The sequence below is a fragment of the Lactococcus garvieae subsp. garvieae genome (assembly GCF_029024465.1).
GTDB classification, from domain to species: domain Bacteria; phylum Bacillota; class Bacilli; order Lactobacillales; family Streptococcaceae; genus Lactococcus; species Lactococcus garvieae.
The window spans coordinates 639,199-659,596 of sequence record NZ_CP118950.1 but is presented as its reverse complement, the minus strand read 5'-3'; the positions used below and the strand labels follow the sequence as shown (position 1 = coordinate 659,596).

At 38.2% G+C, this 20,398-nt stretch carries 21 protein-coding genes and 1 tRNA gene; all 22 read right to left on the bottom strand.

Annotated elements, in window-relative coordinates; genetic code table 11:
• Nucleotides 1-34 precede the first annotated feature (34 nt).
• The 22 genes from malX to PYW30_RS03200 all read right to left on the bottom strand — a co-directional run bounded on the left by malX (nt 35) and on the right by PYW30_RS03200 (nt 20,395).
• A complete protein-coding gene (gene malX / locus PYW30_RS03305; RefSeq protein ID WP_004258541.1) occupies nt 35-2,086 on the bottom strand; it encodes a maltose/glucose-specific PTS transporter subunit IIBC in 2,052 nt (683 codons plus the stop codon).
• A gap of 105 nt (nt 2,087-2,191) precedes the next feature.
• A complete protein-coding gene (locus PYW30_RS03300; RefSeq protein WP_004258544.1) occupies nt 2,192-2,920 on the bottom strand; it encodes a MurR/RpiR family transcriptional regulator in 729 nt (242 codons plus the stop codon).
• 151 nt (nt 2,921-3,071) lie between these two features.
• Nucleotides 3,072-4,025 carry an alpha/beta hydrolase gene (locus tag PYW30_RS03295; RefSeq protein ID WP_042219410.1) on the bottom strand — a complete coding sequence of 318 codons (954 nt, stop codon included), beginning with the start codon at nt 4,023-4,025 and terminating at the stop codon, nt 3,072-3,074.
• Nucleotides 4,026-4,080: 55 nt separating this feature from the next.
• The gene (locus tag PYW30_RS03290) at nt 4,081-4,572 is read right to left on the bottom strand and encodes a VOC family protein (protein ID WP_017370868.1); all 492 of its coding nucleotides are present in this window, start codon (nt 4,570-4,572) and stop codon (nt 4,081-4,083) included.
• 186 nt (nt 4,573-4,758) lie between these two features.
• Nucleotides 4,759-5,331: a hypothetical protein gene (locus PYW30_RS03285; RefSeq protein WP_004258557.1), complete on the bottom strand. Its 573-nt coding sequence runs from the start codon at nt 5,329-5,331 to the stop codon at nt 4,759-4,761.
• Nucleotides 5,332-5,603: 272 nt separating this feature from the next.
• Nucleotides 5,604-5,840 carry a hypothetical protein gene (locus PYW30_RS03280; protein WP_017370869.1) on the bottom strand — a complete coding sequence of 79 codons (237 nt, stop codon included), beginning with the start codon at nt 5,838-5,840 and terminating at the stop codon, nt 5,604-5,606.
• Nucleotides 5,841-5,985: 145 nt separating this feature from the next.
• Entirely contained in the window at nt 5,986-6,117 is a 132-nt protein-coding gene (locus PYW30_RS03275) for a hypothetical protein (protein WP_255204105.1), read from the bottom strand.
• A gap of 187 nt (nt 6,118-6,304) precedes the next feature.
• Entirely contained in the window at nt 6,305-6,655 is a 351-nt protein-coding gene (rplS, locus tag PYW30_RS03270) for a 50S ribosomal protein L19 (protein ID WP_004258564.1), read from the bottom strand.
• Between the two features lie 93 nt (nt 6,656-6,748).
• The gene (locus tag PYW30_RS03265) at nt 6,749-8,134 is read right to left on the bottom strand and encodes a sensor histidine kinase (protein WP_017370870.1); all 1,386 of its coding nucleotides are present in this window, start codon (nt 8,132-8,134) and stop codon (nt 6,749-6,751) included.
• Nucleotides 8,135-8,143: 9 nt separating this feature from the next.
• On the bottom strand, nt 8,144-8,539 hold the full coding sequence (locus PYW30_RS03260; protein ID WP_052370189.1) for a response regulator transcription factor: 396 nt from the start codon (nt 8,537-8,539) through the stop codon (nt 8,144-8,146).
• Nucleotides 8,539-9,192 (bottom strand): GTP pyrophosphokinase, encoded by a 654-nt coding sequence (locus PYW30_RS03255; protein ID WP_004258576.1) that lies wholly within the window; start codon nt 9,190-9,192, stop codon nt 8,539-8,541. Before PYW30_RS03255 ends, PYW30_RS03260 begins: the two co-directional genes overlap by 1 nt.
• Before the next feature lie 221 nt (nt 9,193-9,413).
• The gene (gene mraY / locus PYW30_RS03250) at nt 9,414-10,406 is read right to left on the bottom strand and encodes a phospho-N-acetylmuramoyl-pentapeptide-transferase (RefSeq protein WP_004258580.1); all 993 of its coding nucleotides are present in this window, start codon (nt 10,404-10,406) and stop codon (nt 9,414-9,416) included.
• Between the two features lie 87 nt (nt 10,407-10,493).
• Nucleotides 10,494-12,788: a penicillin-binding transpeptidase domain-containing protein gene (locus PYW30_RS03245; RefSeq protein ID WP_042219413.1), complete on the bottom strand. Its 2,295-nt coding sequence runs from the start codon at nt 12,786-12,788 to the stop codon at nt 10,494-10,496.
• A complete protein-coding gene (locus PYW30_RS03240) occupies nt 12,785-13,165 on the bottom strand; it encodes a cell division protein FtsL (RefSeq protein ID WP_014024475.1) in 381 nt (126 codons plus the stop codon). Before PYW30_RS03240 ends, PYW30_RS03245 begins: the two co-directional genes overlap by 4 nt.
• Nucleotides 13,166-13,203: 38 nt before the next feature.
• Nucleotides 13,204-14,145 carry a 16S rRNA (cytosine(1402)-N(4))-methyltransferase RsmH gene (rsmH, locus tag PYW30_RS03235; protein WP_004258590.1) on the bottom strand — a complete coding sequence of 314 codons (942 nt, stop codon included), beginning with the start codon at nt 14,143-14,145 and terminating at the stop codon, nt 13,204-13,206.
• 119 nt (nt 14,146-14,264) lie between these two features.
• Nucleotides 14,265-15,434, bottom strand: a complete 1,170-nt coding sequence (locus tag PYW30_RS03230) for a peptidoglycan bridge formation glycyltransferase FemA/FemB family protein (protein WP_042219416.1) — start codon at nt 15,432-15,434, stop codon at nt 14,265-14,267.
• Nucleotides 15,435-15,494: 60 nt separating this feature from the next.
• Nucleotides 15,495-15,566: transfer RNA gene (locus tag PYW30_RS03225), tRNA-Gln, on the bottom strand.
• Nucleotides 15,567-15,655: 89 nt separating this feature from the next.
• Nucleotides 15,656-15,859, bottom strand: a complete 204-nt coding sequence (locus tag PYW30_RS03220) for a DUF2969 domain-containing protein (protein WP_004258597.1) — start codon at nt 15,857-15,859, stop codon at nt 15,656-15,658.
• A gap of 197 nt (nt 15,860-16,056) precedes the next feature.
• Entirely contained in the window at nt 16,057-16,371 is a 315-nt protein-coding gene (gene trxA / locus PYW30_RS03215; RefSeq protein ID WP_004258600.1) for a thioredoxin, read from the bottom strand.
• 86 nt (nt 16,372-16,457) lie between these two features.
• The gene (locus tag PYW30_RS03210; RefSeq protein WP_004258604.1) at nt 16,458-18,794 is read right to left on the bottom strand and encodes an endonuclease MutS2; all 2,337 of its coding nucleotides are present in this window, start codon (nt 18,792-18,794) and stop codon (nt 16,458-16,460) included.
• Nucleotides 18,795-18,799: 5 nt separating this feature from the next.
• The gene (locus PYW30_RS03205) at nt 18,800-19,354 is read right to left on the bottom strand and encodes a CvpA family protein (RefSeq protein WP_004258607.1); all 555 of its coding nucleotides are present in this window, start codon (nt 19,352-19,354) and stop codon (nt 18,800-18,802) included.
• 60 nt (nt 19,355-19,414) lie between these two features.
• Complete coding sequence (locus tag PYW30_RS03200) at nt 19,415-20,395, bottom strand: NAD(P)/FAD-dependent oxidoreductase (RefSeq protein WP_004258610.1); 981 nt, start codon at nt 20,393-20,395, stop codon at nt 19,415-19,417.
• Between the last annotated feature and the right edge of the window lie 3 nt (nt 20,396-20,398).

Here is a 20,398-nt window from a genome sequence, read left to right as displayed (position 1 = left end):
AACAAGACAATTGTCTTGTTTTACGGTTCTCCTTCTAAATCAAATTGTCCAATGCGTTGCGCACAGTCGTTACTTTTGTCCCAATAATCACTTGAACACTTGTATCATCTAAATGTACGACTCCCAAAGCCCCTAAATCTTTAAGCTTCTCATCTTCAACACGTTCACCATCGTTTAAAATCAAGCGAAGACGGGTGATACAGTTGTCGAGTGTGACGATATTCTCTTTGCCACCCAAGGCAGCTAAGATGGCTTCGGCATTATAACCAGATGTGTTGCCATCGTGCGCTATTTCTTGATCTGAATACTCCGGTTCGAGTACAGCCTCGCGTCCTGGTGTTTTTAAGTTTTTCCACAGGATAACCTTTTTAAATGTAAAATAGTAAGCTGCGAACCAAAAGGCACCCACAAGAGGAATCAAGAACCATTGTGTGTATGAGCCTTGCATTACCCCGAAGATAAGGAAGTCAAGGACCCCGCCATCTGTATTACCAATTTTCACGCCTAATAAGCTGACAATCATTGCGCCAAGCCCTGTCATAATCACGTGGAAAATCCAAAGGAAAGGACTGATAAACAAGAAGAGGAACTCAATTGGTTCTGTTATTCCTGTGACGAACGTTGCAATCACACCAGAAATCAGAAGCCCTTTTACTTTTGCTCGATTTTCCGGCTTGGCAGTACGGTACATGGCAAGCGCTGCTGCTGGCAGCCCAAACATAAATGTCGGCATTTTTCCTTGAGAGAGAAAAGCTGTTGCAGAGCCTGAAATTGGTAAACGATTTGCTAGCTCGCCGTAGAAAATATTTAAAGCACCGTAAACTTCGTGTCCATCAATGAGCGCTGTTCCACCAGCTTGAGTAAAGCGAATGGTCGCAACAAGAATGTGATGCAAACCAAAAGGTAAAAGCAGACGTTCGCCAGAGAAAAAGAGAAATGGACCAAAAATACCTGCACGTTGAATCAAGTTACCCACTTGTTGGATAAGAAGAGCAAACAGTGGCCAAATAACTGGAATAGCGAGGCCTACCAAAGCCATGACTAAGGCTGTAATAATGGGTACAAATCTTGATCCCCCAAAGAAAGCAAAACTGTCTGAAAGTTGAATATTGTAAAATTTCTTGTGGAGGTTGTAAACAATAATACCAGTAATAATCCCCCCAAGAACACCCATTTCGATAGTTTGTACACCCAGAGCCATACCTTGCCCAGCCTTTTGCATGAGCTCAGGAGCAGCAAGCTGTCCACGTTCTGTTAAAAAGAAGTTGATAGAAAGATTCATGACCATATAGCCAACGAAGCCTGAGAAAGCTGCTACGCCTTTTTCTTTCTTTGCTAAACCTAGGGGAATAGCCATAGCAAACATCACAGGTAAGTTACTGAAGGCAAAACCACCAATGGCTGAAAAGAAACGAAAGACAACTTGCAGTACTTCATTTCCTAAGAAAGGAAAAGCATCAATAGTAGATTGACTTGAAAATGAACTTCCCAGCCCTAAAAGGAGCCCCATAAATGCCATCAGGGCTACAGGGAGCATAAAAGTTTTACCTAATTCTTGGAAGAAACCACCTAGGGCGAATTTTTTCTTTTTCTTCGTTTGGGGAGCTTTAGTTTTTGCTTCGGTACCTTTAGCCAAAGCTTCTCCTATAGGGGCACCTCCTTTTACTATTCCTGACGCATTGATGGTTATACTTTTTAATTTTTCTGCTGTATTTGTAATAACAACAATGGCTGTTTTTTCAAGTCCGGCATCTTCAACTGCTTTCCAATTCACGCGCCCAATCACTTGTCCCGCTTTAACAGTCTCTTCTTCTTTGATGTTGAACTCAAATACTGCCTTATCCAGACTGACTGTATCAATCCCAATATGAAGTAATACTTGCAAATCCTCTGCAGTACTAAATCCTGCAGCATGTCCTTGAACCATTCTTACTGTACCAGAAACTGGGGCATAAATTGTTTCGCCTCTTGGTTCCACAGCATACCCATCTCCCATTGTTTTTTCAGAGAAAATGGGATCCTTAACATCCTGCAATGGAATAATTTCCCCCTCAAAAGGAGAATAGAGGTTTTTTTGGTTACTCATCGTTTAACCTACCTTTATATTTTTGTTGTAAGTTAATATTACCACAATGTAAAACGCTTTCACGAAAACTACTAAAAAAACACCTTCTCATTTGAAAGTATTTTTTTAAATGTGTAAAATTCCACGATAACTGTAATAAAGTGATTGCAAAACCAAAAGTAAAGGTGTCTTATCTGTCGTATCATAGCCATTTACTTCCTCCTTTTGTGTTAAACAATAGAGAGGAATATCGACCATTTGTACTAAACTATTTTCAGTCAAATTGGTAAGGCTGATCAATTTATGATTTCTGGATTTGGCCAGTTCTGCTAATTCTAAAACGGAAGGTGTTTCTCCAGATAAAGAGACAAAAAAGAATACTTCATGAGAAGAGTTTAAAATCTTCTTTTTCATTTCCTGCTGATATTCAAAAAATTGAAATTTGTCATCAAGAGCAAAGAGACTTTTTACATACATCTTCGTCAGAAGTCCTGTTTGATCTAGCGCATAAAAATTTACACTTTTCGCTCTTTGCATGAGCTGCACGACCTTCATTTCTCTTTCTTTATCAATCAGCTCAAAGTTTTTTAAAAGGATATGCTTGTGTGAATTCATACTTACAGGAGTTGTAAGTTCCTGTTTCAAGTTCATCTTAAATTCAGAGAAATTTTCATAACCTAATTTTTTACAAAAACGTGTGATTGTATTGGGTACAGTGTAAAATTTCTGCGATAAAATAACAATCTTAGTCTGACTTACCGCTTCTTTATTTTTTAAGATGTAGTCTACTAAGTCTTCCTCCAACTCTGTTAACTTATTCTCTTTATTTTTTACGCGTTCCTGAAAACTCAGCATCTTTATCCTCTTCTTTATCTTTTTAAGGCTTTATCTTATCTTTTATTCTACCATAGTTTCTTTTTAAAATAAAAACGCTTCAATATATAGAAGCATGTGGCCTAATTTTCCACAAAAAAGGAGCCTAATAGGCTCCTTTTATCTCCTTGTCTTATTTCCTGTTTTTTTCGTTAATCCACTGGGTGGAGAGGGACATCGCGGCGCGTGTAGCATGAGTTTCGTTCATTGAATTCACCATAACAAAGTCATGGATAATAGCTTGAAAACGTACTTGAGTGACTTCCACATCAGCTTCTCGCAATTTGCGTGCATAAGCTTCACCCTCATCGCGCAAAACATCTGCTTCGCCAGTAATAATCAAAGCAGCAGGTAAATCTGCCAAATCTTCTTTCGTCGCACGTAGAGGGGAAGCTGTAATTTGATGACGTTCTTCTTGGCTTGTCGTATATTGATCCCAGAACCAGATCATTCCTTCTTTAGTTAAAAAGTAGTTTTCCGCAAATTCATTGTAAGAATCCGTGTCAAAATTGGCATCTGTTACGGGATAATACAAAACCTGTTGCCCAATCTTTTGACCGCCCCTTTGTTTCGTCAAGAGTGTCATCACAGTGGCCATATTTCCCCCAACAGAATCTCCAGCTACAGTGAGATGATTGACATCAAATTTCTTATCGTTAGCAAAATCTTTTAGCTGCTGTAGGACAGCGTAGTTTTGTTCAATGGCCGTTGGGTATTTGGCTTCGGGTGACAGAGAATATTCAGAAAAAACAACAACAGAGTTGGTCCGTACAGCGAGCTCACGAATAAGTTTGTCGTGTGTATGTGCATTACCAAAAACCCAGCCTGCACCGTGGATATAAAAGATGACAGGTAATTTCTTTTCCTGGTGAAGAGGACGAATAAATCTGACATTAATTTCCCCCCATTCCCCTGTGTCAACAGCAATATCTTCAATATCGACGTCTTCCTTTACGACGGGAGAATCCTGAACTTCATTTAATAAACTTCTTCCCTCTTCTACCGGAAGTTCATAAATACGAGGATGAGGCGCATTTGCTTCACTAAATTCTAGCGCAGCTTTTTCTAAGGAAATTCTTTCTACCATTTTATACCTCCAAAATACTTTTTATTATTATTTATTAAAAAATTAGTTTTTAAGTTCAAGGATGGACATGTAACAGCCACGATACCCCGTAGTGATCCGTGAAATATCCTAACCGTCCACCCCCAAATTGTTTTTCAAAAGGAGCATGAACGATGACTTTATTTGAAGCTACAAGTTTATTCCAAAACTCTTGCGCCTGCTCTATTTCGCGTCCTTCTTCACCCTGAAGATCAAGTAAAACAGGGCATTCGGCACAAGATGTCTTCTCATTTTGAAAATTATCAGCAGCCATAAGGGTCTTCCCCAAAATATTAAATTGTGAGTGTACCGTTTTCTCTGAAAGTATCGCTTCATCTATACCAAATGATTCAGCCAAATCACTATGAGGTGATGTCCGGGTAATGTTACAAGCACCGAAAACTTCTTCATAATACTGGAGCGCTTCTTTTGTATTATCAAAGGCTAAATAGGGGGTCAATCCCACAAGCGATTTTCTTAATTTGTTATACAAAAATCGGTTTTTTATTCCTGTTAAAATCCCCACCATCGTTAACTCCTTTCTAAATTTATTACCTAAGAATATAATTCTAGAACCATGTTAATTTTCTGAATATTATTTTAATAACATTTTATAATTTTAAGTCAGGCAAAACAAGGAATTGGTATCGGAAAATACTTTCCTAATTCTTCAGCTCATCTTATATTAAAGAAAATAAAAAGGGACACTCCCTCCTTACTTAACAGTTGTTTCCCCAGTTACTTTAACTTGTTCTTCACTTGGAAGTTTATTATAAGCATCCAGCAATTCTTGATTTTTAAAGATAAGATTTCCATCAATCATTGCCTCACCATCAACACCTTTTCCGGTTTGACCATGGAAGCCTTCAGCATTTACTTCAACATCTCCTTTAACTGTACCATTTGAAATATAGAACTGTGGAGAATTAACTTCAAGTTTTTTTACAGTAAGTGTATAACGCTCTGTAACCTTACGGTCTGCATCTTGCGTATAAAGTGCTAATTTACGTGCTTCTTCTCCCTCTTTATTTTTAAAATCCCCTTCAACATTCAAGGTTTTATCTGATGCATCTAAGTCTTTACTAATTGCAGCAATCCAAGCCCCCTCCTTAGAAAGGCCTTTAGAAAGGGTATCGAAATTATCTGTTCCTGCAGTTGCCCCAGCAAACACCTCAGCAGATTGTTCTGTTTTTGTTTCTTCTGATTTTTTTTCACCTGATCCACAAGCTGTCAAAACACCCAATGACAAAGTGGATACAGCTAACAATGAGAGAAGTTTCTTATTCATAATATACCTCGCTTTTCTTTTCCTTCATTGTAGCATACACAGATGACCCATTCAAGAAAACGCTTCCTTTTTGGTAGGCCGTATTGCTCTATTCATTTACGCCTTCATTTTTCTCAGATACTAAAAAAAGAGAAGCTAAAAACTTTCTCAATTTTTCCATAAAAATAAGGGCTATTAAGCCCTTGAAAGTATGTGTTCCTGTCTTTATTACTCCCCTCTGCTCCAGATGAAAGAAGATTGTATAGAGATATATTAAGATAAAATAAGTTAGTTCAAACCGAACGAGGCAAGACAAGGGCTAAGATTAATCCTAGAAACCAGAAACCAAATATTGTAGCCAAAAACACACCAAATATTTGTCCTCCAGATAAACCGCGAGAACTGGCAATTTTGACGGGTAAAAAGAAAATGAGCAGTGCTATGACTAAAACAATAAGAACCCACCAAAAATTTGCTGGTGTAGTGTTCCAAATCTCTTGAAGACGTGAATTAATATTTTCAAAATTCATTTTTTCTCCATCGTTTATTGACGCTTTTACTCTCATTTTTTATACGAATAAGAATATACAAAGGTTATAAATCCTAGTAGTCGTATTATAACAGCCATTTCTATTATTTTCTAGCTTGTTATACCGCTATTTAGAAAATTAAAAATTAATGTAAAACTGTATAAACTGCTGTTAAGGCTTGAACAGCAAGTATGACTACTATTGGCGACATAATGACCAGAACAACTAGTCCTGGACCTGATAACCATTCTTTGTCTTTATTTTTTCGCATACTCATCTCCTTTATCATTCCTATAAAAAATTGGATGCTGAATGTCATTAAATCACTTCAAACTTCATAGATATTAAATCCATGTACCAATAGAGGCAATGAATATTATAGCATAAAATTTATTGTTTCTCCTTTTGAAGAAAAGTAATGCAAAAAGAAAAACCGCTCAACAGAGCGGTTAGACAAGTCAAAATTATTTACGACGTTCTGGGATACGAGCCGCTTTACCTTGCAATGCACGCAAGTAGTAAAGTTTAGCACGACGCACACGACCGTGACGGATAACTTCGATTTTTTCAACACGTGGAGTGTGAAGTGGGAAGATACGTTCTACACCAACACCGTTTGAGATTTTACGAACAGTGTAAGTTTCTGAGATACCAGAACCTTTACGTGCAATAACAACACCTTCGAACATTTGGATACGTTCGCGAGTTCCTTCGACAACTTTAGCGTGAACACGTACAGTGTCTCCAGCGCGGAATTCAGGGATATCTGAACGAAGTTGACCTGCATTGATAGAATCGATCAATGAAATAGACATTTTTTTCTCCTTTTGCTCATCAATAAAGCCATTGGCCCAGCGGATAAACAGTTTTATTTATGCCAAATTGGCACTTATAACATTCTACCAAATTTATGCCTTCTTTTCAAGAGCTTTCTTTGACATTTTAGCAAAAGTCATTGTAAACGTCGTTTGGTGTTCATCACTTTCAACAGATACCTGTCCTTGGTGTTGTTCTACTATTGTTTGGACAATCGCTAAACCAATTCCATGAACACCACCAGCGCCTTTATAAAAACGCTCGAAGATATGGGGCAAGGTTTCAGGATCAATTCCACTGCCATCATTTGCTACCGAAATCATCACTGCTCCATCTTTTTTCGTACAGGTCAGCACGATTTCTGTTTCAACATACCGCATAGCGTTGGAAACAAGATTGCTTATGGCTCGCCGTAAAGCTTTATAATCACAGGTAAGCATCACTGCTTTTTTATCAAAAACTGTTGTGAGTTTAATGACTTTTTGCTCGGCAAATATCTCTTGCTCTTTGGCAATATCTTTCATGATTAGGCGAACATCTTGATAAACAAGCTCTTGATGTACACTTAAACTGTCTAAGCGAGAGAGGGTCAAAAGATCTTCCACGAGTTCGCTCATACGGTCTGTCTCATAAAGTATTGTCTCACTTGCTTTTTTAGGGTCCATTACCTCATAAGAGATTCCCTCAGCATAACTTTTTATTGCCATTAAAGGGGTTCGAAGTTCATGTGAGGCATTTTGAAAGAAGAGTTTTTGGTTTTTATCGTTATGATCCAACTGTCGGGCAGCAACATTCATATTATGTGCTAAAGTAGCCAACTCTCGATCCTGAAAGCTTCCTTGATATTCAGTAAAATCTCCTTGGCCAATACGTGTCGCAAATTTCGCTAAAATCGATAAGGGTTTAATCAAACGCTGTGTTACAAAAGTTACGGCTAGGCTAAGGATGACAATGACAGCTAGGGCAACCGAAACCAAGAAGAGATTAACGGAGTTTGTAAAATTAATAATCCCCGTAATATCCACATATAGAACCTGATACAGTCCTGAACTTTGACGTATGGTTTCAATATAAAAGGTACTTCCTGACGTATCCAGGCGATAATTTTTTACCTTACTCAGTGGAACTTTTTGGTTTTTTAAGGCTTGCGCGATGTTATTTGCTGTATCTCTCTCAAAGTTACCAACTTTTTCCAAATCCTGTACTTCATAATTATCATTGATATTGAAAGCTACAGGGTGTGTATTAAAGCTTCCACGCGGTGCATCTTCTAAGTCCGCAGAGGTACTTCCTGAGGGTGGAGTAACTTGTGCTTGATAAATCCTGACTTGAGATAACTGCCGGGAAGCCGAATTGCTAATATAGCTGTTTATCAAGATATTAAAAATGAGGATAATCCATAGAAAAGCAAAAAAGACAAAACCAATATTTGTCAGAAGCAAGCGCGTCTTGATACTGAGTGGTTTTCTTCTGATCATCGTTACTCCTTACTCTGCTTCTTCATTTTTTTGTTTTTCAAACTCGATTCGGCGGAAAATAGCTTTAACACGCATCACCAACTCCATTGGACTAAAAGGCTTGGTGAAGTAATCATCACTTCCAAAATCTAGACCTGTCGCATAATCTAGATCACTGTCTCGGGCTGTCAGCATAATAATTGGTACGATGCTTTGCGCACGCAGGGCTTTCAAAATTGTGAAGCCATTGGAACCGGGCATCATTACATCTAAAATAACAAAATCACTTGGCGCTTCATTAAAACGCTCTAAGAGTTGATCTCCGGTCGGGAAATCCTCTACTTTAAAATCTTCTTTTTCTAAAAAAGCTTTGATTGCTAAGCGAATATTATCATCATCATCCGCAATATATATTGTTTTACTCATTATATTTCCTCCTCATTAATCATATCTACAAGTTCATGAATCAAATACATTCGATTATCCAACGCGTGGATCTGTTCTGCGCATACTTGCAATTCATTGCTCAGGTGATCTGGCATTTCACCCCCATATTTGTAACGGACTTTATGTTCCAAAGTCGCCCAAAAGTCCATTGCAGATGTGCGTAGTTGTATCTCAACACGACGCGCTTCATTATTAAAAAGCGGGCCAAGATTGACTTCTAGTATCATATGATAAGAACGATACCCACTCGGCTTCGGGTGATTAAGATAATCTTTTTCACTGATCACATGGAAAGCTTCTTGATTTTTAATGATTTCTACGATTTCATAGATATTTTTAGCATAAGCACATATAATCCTTACACCAGCTATATCCGAAAGATTTTTTTCAGCCGCTTCTGCCGTTACAGGTAAGGCTTTTTTCTTCAACTTACCTGCAATACTTTCTGGCGATTTAATTCTTTGCTTGATATGTTCTATCGGGTTAACAGGTTCATAAGCATTGTAATAAGCATTGAGATTGGAAAGTTCTGTCATGATTACTGCCAAGGCACATTCATATTTCACCAAGTTTCGCTTGAGTTTCTCAAACTCTTCAACTTCAAAGCGGGTCGTTTTTATTTCTTTATTCATATTCATTTCCATTCTTGAAAGAGTTTTCACATATTTCTATTATACCAGAGGCTGCCAAATTTATCAGCTTTAGAAACTACTCCGTTTTCCCTCCCACATACAGTTGCAAATAAAATGAAAGGAGCCCTCGCTCCTTTTTAAGATAATTAAGATTATACAATTAAAATCTTAAAATGTACTCAACTTAAATATACAAAAAAAAAAGAGGAAAGACCTCTTTTTTATATATTAAAATAAATGACTAAAGCTAAAATTGATAAAAGTGCTGTGACACACCAGAAGACAATATCAATCTTCCATTCACTCCAACCTTTTCCTTTACCAGAGAAGCCACCAAGCTCAAAATGATGGTGAATCGGTGTCATACGGAAAATACGTTTGCCGTGTGTTATTTTAAAGTACGACACCTGCATCATAACAGAAACGGTTTCTAAGATATAGATAAAGCCAATCAATAGGAGGGTCCACTCGACATGTAAAAGAATCGAAACGATGGCGATAAAACCTCCTAAACCAAGACTTCCCACATCTCCCATAAATATTTTTGCTGGTTTGTGATTGAAGAAAAAGAAAGCAATCAAACCACCGATGACGGATAGAATGATAAGTAATACATCATATCGTCCTTGAGCAGCAGCAATTACAGCATAAGCGCTGAGAGAGATGGCCACTGTGATACTGGCTAAGCCATCAATACCATCCGTAAGATTCACGGCATTTGACCATCCTACAAGCCAGAAGATAATGAAGACTGCAAAGAACCATCCTAAATCAATTTTCCACCCCAAAATATTAAGTACATTTGTACTATCCACCTGCATCAGGATAAGATAAGAAACAATACCTGTGACTATTTGGGCTAAGAGTTTATGACTGGCTTTGAGTCCGCCATGATTTTTTTGACTAAAAATTTTCATGAAGTCATCTAAGAAACCAATCAGAGAGTACATCGCTAATACCCACCATGCTGTGATAAACATTGGAGTAAATTGTGCAAACATCAAAGCAAATACTGCTGAAACGAGGAGGGCTGCAACTACAAATACAAGACCTCCCATTGTTGGTGTGCCTGACTTACTTGCATGTTGTTTTACTTCTTCAAGAGTGGGTTGACCCCCAAGTTTTTTCTTATGAAAAAACATAATAAAGCGTGGTATTCCAATTGCGGTCAAAACCAACGCGACTAGAGCTGCTAAAAATGCAGTGATTAACATAGTGCCTCCGACTGTTACTTAGAAACTTTGTTTCCTTTATTTATAGAGCTTACTCAGCTCAAAATTGAAAGAGGCGAAAATTTTCGCCTAATTCATTGTTACTGTGATTGTTTGATTGTCTTTAAGTTTGGTTCCCATTCCCACACTTTGTGTGTTCACATGGTCGCCAGAACCTTGATATTCAATTTTCAGATTGTACCATTTTGCGAGTTGTTCAACTTGTTCTTTAGACCATTTGAACATGTCTGGCATGATATGATCGCCATCCGTAAGAAGCATGACAGGTGTATTAGCCCCAACTTCTTGCCCTTTAGCGACAGATTGTTTGGTTACTTTTGTACCTTGACCAATCACAATTGGTGCTAAAAGATTGCGACGTAGACTATCTGAAACGTTACCTGGAGCTTTACCTGTGTAATCTTCAAGGGTAACTTTTCCAGCCTTCAATCCTGAAGTATCTTGTGGTGCCGCTTCTTGGTTTTTGATTTGCTCTGCGCGCGTAATCAAAGAATTAGCAACATCTGAAATATAAGTCAATGACCAGGTATTTGATGGAATTTTGATATTCATATAGAAAATGAAATCTGGATTCTCTGGTGGATACATGGCAACTGCAGAATAAATATTATCTTGCATTCCCTTCATATAACCACCTGTATCTGATGCAATCTGCGCTGTACCAGTTTTGACAGCCATTGTATTGCCATTAACCAGGAAGAGCGGGCCAGGTTCATGCCCTTGCGATTCTACTGTCAGATAAGATGTTCCCCATGTTGGGTCCGTATTAACGCCTACCATCAAATCTTTCGTTTTATTTATCGCACCTTCAGAAACCGGACGTCCAATAACTTCTGCCTGACTTTCCAAATAGGTATTTTTATCTTTGTCGACAATTTTATTCACAACGTGAGGTTCAAGCATTTCTCCTTTATTCGCAAAGCTTGTCCAACCACGTAGAAGTTGAATTTGTGTCGTACTGATACCTTGCCCAAATGAAGACTGGATTTGAGATACTGCGTTATCGTCAGGGAGAGCACCAAACTGTTCTCCACCCATACCAATACGAGTGGGTACCCCAAATTTAAAGCGGCGCAAGTAGCTGTCCCAGAGGTCGCTACCCATATTTTGGACAATACGTGTCATTCCAGCATTACTTGACATCATGAACCCTTGAGCGAAAGTAACTGTTGATGGAAGTTTAAAAGTTCCATCTTCGCTTTCATTGGCATCCCAGTCATTAATAACGACATCATAGAGATTGACACGACGGTAGTAAGAGGTATTCAAATCTACTTTATTGCTGTCCAAAGCGGAAGCCATCAAGAAAGTTTTCATAACAGAACCAGGCTCAAATTGTGACTGGTAAAGCATGCTATTCTCTGTGAAATGTGGCTGTTCCCGCGCTGCTTTATCATTAAAGTTATTGGCGGTAATTGTTGGGCGCTGTGTTGTAGCTAAGATGTCCCCTGTATGTGCATCCATCAGTGTGGCAGAAAGTTGTTGACCACCTGACTTTTCTACAGCTGTATCCATGAGTGATTCAAGATTACCTTGTAAACGGGCATCTAAAGTTGTATAAAGATCTTGACCATTTTTTACCTGCTTACTTACTGTGGTTGTTCCAGGCAATGGACGACCATAACGGTCTTTCTCATACGTTTCCTCACCATTTGTACCGCTGAGAATATCATTAAATGAGGCTTCCAAACCGTTGATCCCAACCAAACCAGAGGCAGAATCTCCCGGTGTTTTCAAAGAGGCTATCCCTACAAATTGTGAAGCGTAATTTGGTTCTGGATAAGAACGTGTCAAATTAGGTGTGAAACCAATACCTACTAATCCTGCATTCTCTGCATCCTTTTTTATCTTTTCCATTGTAGCGAGAGGAATTTTTGTTCCTGCCGAACCAAATTGGACTTGAGCCTTGCCAGAATTGAGCTGTTGCTCAATCAAAGCCTTGTCAATGCCCAACTCTTTATTAAGAAATTCTGTAACTTTCGGAAAGTCAGCCTTATCAACATAAAGCTTATTATTGTTGTTGTCGACTTGTGTCTTATCGAGCACCGCATAAATCGTGTAATCACTCGCATCAACTGCAAGTGGCACACCATTCCGGTCAAAAATTGTGCCGCGTTTAGCATAAACAGTCGTTGTGTTTAAATAGTTCGTCTTAGCCATTTCGGAGATGTTTACACCACCGATTTGATTCACTGTAATAATCCAGACAAAGCGAAATATAAAAATCGCAAACAGAGCAATAGCTACTACAAATAGACTTTTACCTACATGTTTACGATTTTGTTCAGGTCTTTGATGACTTTTTTTCGCTTTTTTCGAAATACGTCTGAAAGGGAGAGTAATTATTCGAAAAATATTTTTCATTTTGTCGCTTTCAATACATTATCAGAATTATAGGAGATGCCATACTTTTCCGTAACTTTTTGTAGTTTGTCTTGGGTTGTTAACTCCTGAATTTTCTGGTCATACTCAGAATTTTTTTGCTCTTTAACAGTAATTTGACTGTTATAGTGCAAGGTACTACTTTCAATTTCTTGTGTTTTTGTTTGAATGAAGAGTTGGGTAACCGCAAGCATCAATGCTACGACGACCATAGAAAGATAAAATACTTTTTCAACCCCAGAAAATCTTTTGAACTTTTTGGCCAAAACTTCTGGTGCTAATGAGTCTTTTGAAATCGCATAGCTGTCCTTTTTGGCCGCTGTTTCAATGTCAAAATATTCTTTAGGTTGCGCTGCCATATTTTTCTCTCCTCTCTCCTTTTTCCTTTTTCATCAATTTAATCTTTTTGTTTTTCAGCCACACGAAGCTTGGCGCTGTGCGCTCTATTGTTAAAAGCAAGTTCTTCTTCACTCGCAAGAACGGGCTTACGATTGACTAACTTGAGCTTTGCTTCCATATCTTTCGGAATCATAGGAAGTCCTTTCGGCACATCAACAGTGCTGTATTCTTTAAAAATTGTTTTTGTTAAACGATCTTCTAAAGAATGGAAAGTAATCACACTTATTCGTCCAGAAACGTTAAGTAGATCAATTGCTTCTTCTATTGATTCTTCAGCTGCTCCTAGTTCGTCATTTACTTCGATTCGGATCGCTTGAAAAATACGCTTTGCGGGATGTCCTTTTTTCTTAAGCTCTTTTTGAGGAAGTGCTGACTTGATGATATCTGCCAACTCTGTCGTCATTTCAATAGGTTGAAGCTTACGTGCTTGTTCAATCTTTCGAGCAATTTGTTTTGAAAACTTCTCTTCACCATAGCGGTAAAAGATGCGGACCAAATCCTCATACGGATAATCATTTACAACTTCATATGCAGAAAGTGCTTGAGATTGATCCATTCTCATGTCTAAGCGTGCTTCCTTCTTATAAGAGAAACCACGTTGGCTGTCATCAAACTGAGGGCTTGAGACGCCTAAATCATAAAGAATACCATCAATTTTTGTAACCCCTAAGTCGGCAAGACTTGAACGTAAGTAGCGGAAGTTACTCTTTATCAATGTCACCTTATTTTCTGCCAAAGCAGCTTTCAGGCGAACCTTCGCATTTTCGTGGGCAGTATCATCTTGATCAAATGCGTAAAGATGACCAGTTGTCAACTTACTTAAAAGATATTCGCTGTGTCCTGCCCCACCAAGAGTTGCATCCACATAGATGCCATCAGGTTTCACCTCAAGCATATCAACAGTTTCGTGTAGCATTACAGTGTCATGCTTGAATTCCATGTTTACAAGTTTACAGGCGAAAAACGCCATCCTTCCCTAATAGCTAATATTCATTATAACATTTTTCTCAAAAATGTATAGTGGTTTACAATATATTGTAAACTTTTTTTCTCTGGTTCTTAATGTTTTGTTTTTCGACGCATATACATGGCATTGGCCATTTTATAGAGAAGTTTACTTACAGAGAGGTCAAACTCACCCACATATTCTTCAATACGCGGATTGAAGTGTTTTTTAAACTTCAATAATCCATCTTTTTCAGAAAGGGAATTTTCAAGGCCACCCATATTTAAGGTGTTTGCTCCATTTTCAAATGCATGTTGAATAGTTTCAAACCATACTAAATAAGAAGGATAGTATTTTTGGAAGGCTGTGTCTGTACCTGCATAAAGGGTTTCAGCGGCACCAAAAGCATCGATAGATAAAGTTCCAGCTACCGGAATAATCTCTCCTTTTTCTGCGATAAACTGTGTAATGTCTGCAACATTTTTCTCAGCAATAGCAAGTTCTTCCGTCAAAGTTTTTAAGCGTTTTTCATTTTTAGCTTTTGCTTGATTATCCTTAATCTTTTCAACATTCGCTTCCATATCTTTTTTGACTTTAGCCATATTAAATTTTACTAAAGTAATAAAAGCATCTGAGCCATAAGTGTCCAAAAGTTTTGTATAATAATCAGCATTACGAAGACTTACATTTTTACGTGCTTCTGTCTTCTTCATCAATTCAGCAAAAACAGGAACTAACTCCTTTCCACCAAAAGTAACTTCTGGATAAGAATTGCGTGCTTTACGAATAAATTGACGTGTTTTTTTATCTAGGTTTTCTTCTGAAAAATCTTCTTTGTAAATGACAGCATTGTAGCGAGGCTGGATCGTATCATGCATTTCTGTAGTACGTCCAGTATACTCCACACCTGCACTTGTTAAATTTGTCAGAAGATCATAGGCATCGTCAAATTTGTAAGCCGGATCAAACTTGATAAAAAGTGCTTTTTGACTCTTACCAAATTTTTTCAATTCTAACAGAACAAACTTTAATAAAGCTTTATCTGTATAATCCATCAAAATTCCGCGCGGAATATAAAGCATTGTGAATCCCAGTGGAAGGGGACGAATCAAGACCAAGCTACTTGCAACCAGCTTATCATCTTGATAAAATCCGATGATTTCCGAATTCCAACTGCTTTTGATGGTCGCCCATTTTGAGGTTTGTAAAAGGTTTGGCATACCAGAGGCAGCAACAAACTTGTCATGTAGATGAGGATCGAGTCCAATTTTTACTGTGTACATATCTCTATTCTATCAAAAATTATTAAAAAAAACAGGCTCAGTTTGAACCTGTTTAAGCAACTGGGGTAGCTGGATTCGAACCAACGCATGAGGGAGTCAAAGTCCCTTGCCTTACCGCTTGGCTATACCCCACTGTCTATCTTTCGACAACAGTAAATATTTTATCAAAATCATGAGAGTATTTCAAGGATTAACTCTAACCTTTGAGATATAAGATAAAATTAGGCACCTAAATTATAGGCTTTGATTGCTTCTTCCATGGCATCCGCAAAATTTCGAGTCACAGCAAGTTCTTTTCCCGAAGCAACCACGACAAAACTGCCATTTTCTTCGTTAATGTCAGCAATAATTTTTTTACCTGATTTGACTTGAACACCTGTTTTTGTGTCAATAACTTCAATTTCTGTATCTTTTTTCTTAGACATCATCAGTCTCCTTTATCCTTCATATCTAGAGATTTTCATCTCAACTTTTCAATGATACCATTTTGACGAGTTTTTGTCACGCTGTTTTCGCTTGCAAGAGTCTTCCCTTTTAAATGCATTTTGCCTTATTGTCAAACATATCTAATAATTTGAAATAAAAAAAGAAATACCCCGAGAGGCATTCTTGTTTTTATTTCTTATGAAAGTTCCGCTACAATTGCCTTCAATTGCGCTTTTGTTTGAACGCCGACAACTTGTTTCACCATTTGACCATCTTTAAAGAAAATCAATGTTGGAATGCTCATAACACCAAAAGCTTGTGGTGTTTCAGGATTTTCATCAACGTCTAACTTACAAATTTTAAGTTCAGACTCGTCAAGTTCTTCTCCTAATTGTTCAAGAATTGGAGCTTGCATACGACAAGGGCCACACCAAGTTGCCCAAAAATCTACAAGCACAAGTCCTTCTTTAATTTCTTCTTTAAATGTAGCATCAGTAATGTTATATTCCATTTTTCGTTCCTCGTTCTTTATTATGAGTACATTCTAGCGAATTTTTATCTACTTTACAAATATTATGATTGTTTTTATATTTTGAGTCATTTCAAGGTTGCAATTGTTGCGCCACTTCCACCCGCGTTCACAGGAGCATACTCATAACTCTTAATATGCCGATGTTTCTGTAGCTTTTTCTGTACCATTTCACGAATCACACCAGTTCCGATACCATGAACAATGGTGATTTGTAATAAGTTGGCAAGCAAGGCCTGATCAATATAATTATCGAGCTCTAACTCTGCTTCCTCGTACCTCATGCCCCGTAAATCAAGCTGTGCTTTCACTTTGTTGCTGACCTTACGGGTCACAGCCTTCGTTTTTGCAGGTTGATTTTTAGCAATCTCTTCCTCGGTTAGCTCAAATTCATCTTCTTGCAGTTTAGTCATTATTGAGCCCATTTGCACTTGCCAACGTCCATCTTTTTCAAGACGTATAAGTTTTCCACGTTGCCCATATGCTGTAACCAATACTTCAGCGCCTTGTTTCAAGCCACGTTGTGCCTTAGCTTTCTTTAAAACTTTGTTTTTACTGTAATCTACAGACGGAACTAGATTTTCAAGTGCGCCACGTGCTGCAATGATTTCATGAGGTTTCAGCTGCGCTTTATCATTCAATGTTTTGAGAATTTCTTGAGCTTCTTGACTGGCCTTTTTCACGACTTCTTGGGCTTCACGTTTTGCTTTCTCTAGCTCATGCTCACGCTCTCGATTAATTTGGTCATAAACTTTGGTCAAATCTTTGTGAAGAGTTATATTTTCTCGTTCTAACTTCTTAATGTTGGCAGCTGCTTCTGTGACTTCACGCGTTTTCTCTTCTAAGCTTGCAATCATATGGTTAACATCATGTTCCGCATCAGAAACCATGTCACTCGCCTCCTGAATGATTTGGTCTGACAAACCCAAACGCCGTGAAATTTCTAAGGCGTTTGAACGACCGGGTATCCCCAACTGCAGACGGAAAACAGGACGCATTTTATCGATGTCAAACTCCATGCTCGCATTAAGCACTTCAGGTGTTTCGACACCATATGCTTTAAGTTCTGGATAGTGGGTACTCGCCATTGTTTTTACATGTTTTCCACGTAAATATTCTAAAATTGCAATGGCTAAAGCGGCACCTTCTTTGGGGTCCGTACCTGCACCAAGTTCGTCAAAGAGCACCAAGGCATTATGATCTGCCTTGTCGAGAATTGCGACAATATTGGTCATATGACTAGAGAAAGTTGAGAGACTTTGCTCAATCGACTGTTCATCCCCAATATCCGCAAAAATCTCCTGAAAAACATGTGCACGACTACCTGCACTAGTGAGGATAGGCAAGCCAGATTGCGCCATAATAGTGAGCAGACCAACAGTTTTTAAGGTAATTGTTTTACCCCCAGTATTTGGCCCTGTAATTACAATTGTGTTTAAACTCCTGTCAAATTTGATGTCATTAGCCACAACTACTTTTGGATCAATCAAAGGATGACGTGCTTCATAAAAGCAAATGTCTTTATCTTGGGTCAGCTCAGGAATACTGGCCTTATGCTTCAATAAGTAGTTGTACTTGGCTTTAATCAAGTCAAGATGGCCTTGTAACCATGCATTTTGTCGAATATCCAAGCTATAGGGTTTGAGTTCTTCACTGACAGCTCGAAAAATTCGAATCATTTCATTTTTTTCTTCGATTTTCTTTTGATTTAAATTATTGTTGAGCGAAACGGCAGCATTGGGTTCAATATAGAGGGTTTGTCCTGAGGCAGACATATCGTGCACTACACCCGCTATTTTATTTTTACTGTCTGCACGCACTGGCAACACTTGGCGATCATTACGCACCGTGATTAAATTTTCAGTAAGAGAACCTGCATGTTTAGATAAAAGTTCCTGCATCACTTTTTTAATGTCTGACTGATAACGCTTAATGGCTGCACGAATGTGCATCAGTTCAGCAGATGCATTGTCGTAAAGCGCGCCAGAGTTATCAAAAATTTCAAGTGTTTTATGCACAGGCGAAAGATCAGAAAATTTTTGGATAAGTTCATCAAGTGTTGGAATTTCAACATTTTCTGCTTCATCAAAGTAGCGCACAATATTCAGTCCTTGTTGGACCACTTTTTTAATTTCGACAAATTCTCGGCCACTCAATTGAGCATCTAACTCTAAGCGGCGCAAAATTTCACTAATATCTGCCGTTTTGGAAAGATGGAGCTGCCCATTTTCTTGGGCCAATTTTTCAAACTCTGACAATTCATCAAATAAGATTTGAATTTTAGTGGCATCAGAGAGGGGTTCTAGTTCTTCCAACTCTTTTTTGCCTTGGGCGGTTGTTAAAAAGGCCAAGAATTGCTCTTTGACCTTGTCAAATTCTAAAATTTGGATAATTTTTTTATTCATAAATTCTAAATATTACCTATTATATTCTCAATAAATATATTTTTCAGCAACCCCGAAGAAATCGGAGTATGGCTAACCATCAAGCGAACTAAAGCTGAAGCATTCAAATGGTTTTGAACAGTGGCCATAGGTACAAGCGCAAGCAAAGTAACGGCCATTTGTATGCCAAAATAAGTTGCTCCGAGCCCTAGAATGCCTGCGATAATTTTTCCAGTTTTTCCGAAGGGTTGCAAACGTGTGATGTGGACAAAAAGTCCGACTAGACGTATCACCGCATAAGAAGCAACGAAAATAATCATGAAGGCAAGACCAGCATAGAAAGCATCATCGATTTGGAAAAGCAAGTTATTATCAAAAAAAAGTAACCGTGAATCTGCTGTTGCACTGGAGAAAGGTACCCACATTGTTAATTTTGAAGCAAGTTCCTTATAATTTAAAAAGGCGATAATTGCAGATATAATGATCCCCAAGCTATACAAAGTCTGTAGGACTAATCCTCTTGAATAGCCAACCAGAAAGGCCCATATAAGTAATATTAAGATAAGTAAGTTAATAAGCATAATGTTTTCCTAAATTTCTGTAAATCATTCGTTTACTACCCATTATACCTTATTTTCTCCTCATTTACCAAATAGGCTTGAAGAATGTCCTTTTTGTAAGCTATGGCTAAATTCAAGCTTTTGGGTCATGTCATTGATTGCCAGTACAGCTTCTCCAAAGCCAACGGACATTAAGGGGGCTTTTCCATCATAATCGCTGGCATCACCTGCGACATAAAGCCCTGAAATATTTGTCTCTTGTTGTCGGTTAGCTCTTATTCTTCCTCTACGGCTTAACTCAATTTCTTCGTTCAAATCAACATGGTTTGTCATCATGCCGTAGTTTACTAATATTTTATCTACTGCTAAATGATTTACCTCCTCTGATTTTACACGTTGCAACTTAAGCCCTTCTGGTGATAACTCATGAGGAAGATAAGGTGTATGTATTTCAACGGTTGATTGTTCTAACTCTGCCACTGTTAAAGCATGGGCTCGAAAAGAAGGACGACGATGAATAAGGTGAACTTTTCTGGCCACTTTTTCCAACATCAGTGCCCAATCCAGTGCACTGTCTCCCCCACCAAGAACTGCAACTTCTTTTTCACGATATTCTTCTAAGTTTTGAATAAAGTAATTCAATTTTCCTAATGCATGAAGTTCTTCTTCTTGCTCCAAATTAAGTTTACGCGGGCTGAGCAAGCCAGAACCTGTTGTTAGCAATACCGCTTTCGAATAATGCCTACTTTTACTTGTTTGCAGTACAAAATGCTTATTTTCATCTTCTTGGCTAATATTTTCAACTTTTTCATCTAAATACAGCTCATGGGGGATGCGAGCAAGTTGTGCTAAAAGGTTAGCCGTTAGATCTGCTCCTGAAATCTCAGGTAAACCGGCTATATCATATATCATTTTATCTGGATAGAGTGTTTGAGGTTGACCGCCAGCTTCTTCTAAAGCTTCGATTATCTTGACAGTCATTCCACGCATTCCAGCATAAAATCCGGCGTAAAGTCCCACAGGACCAGCACCGATAATTGTTAAATCGTATAAAGTTTCCATGCC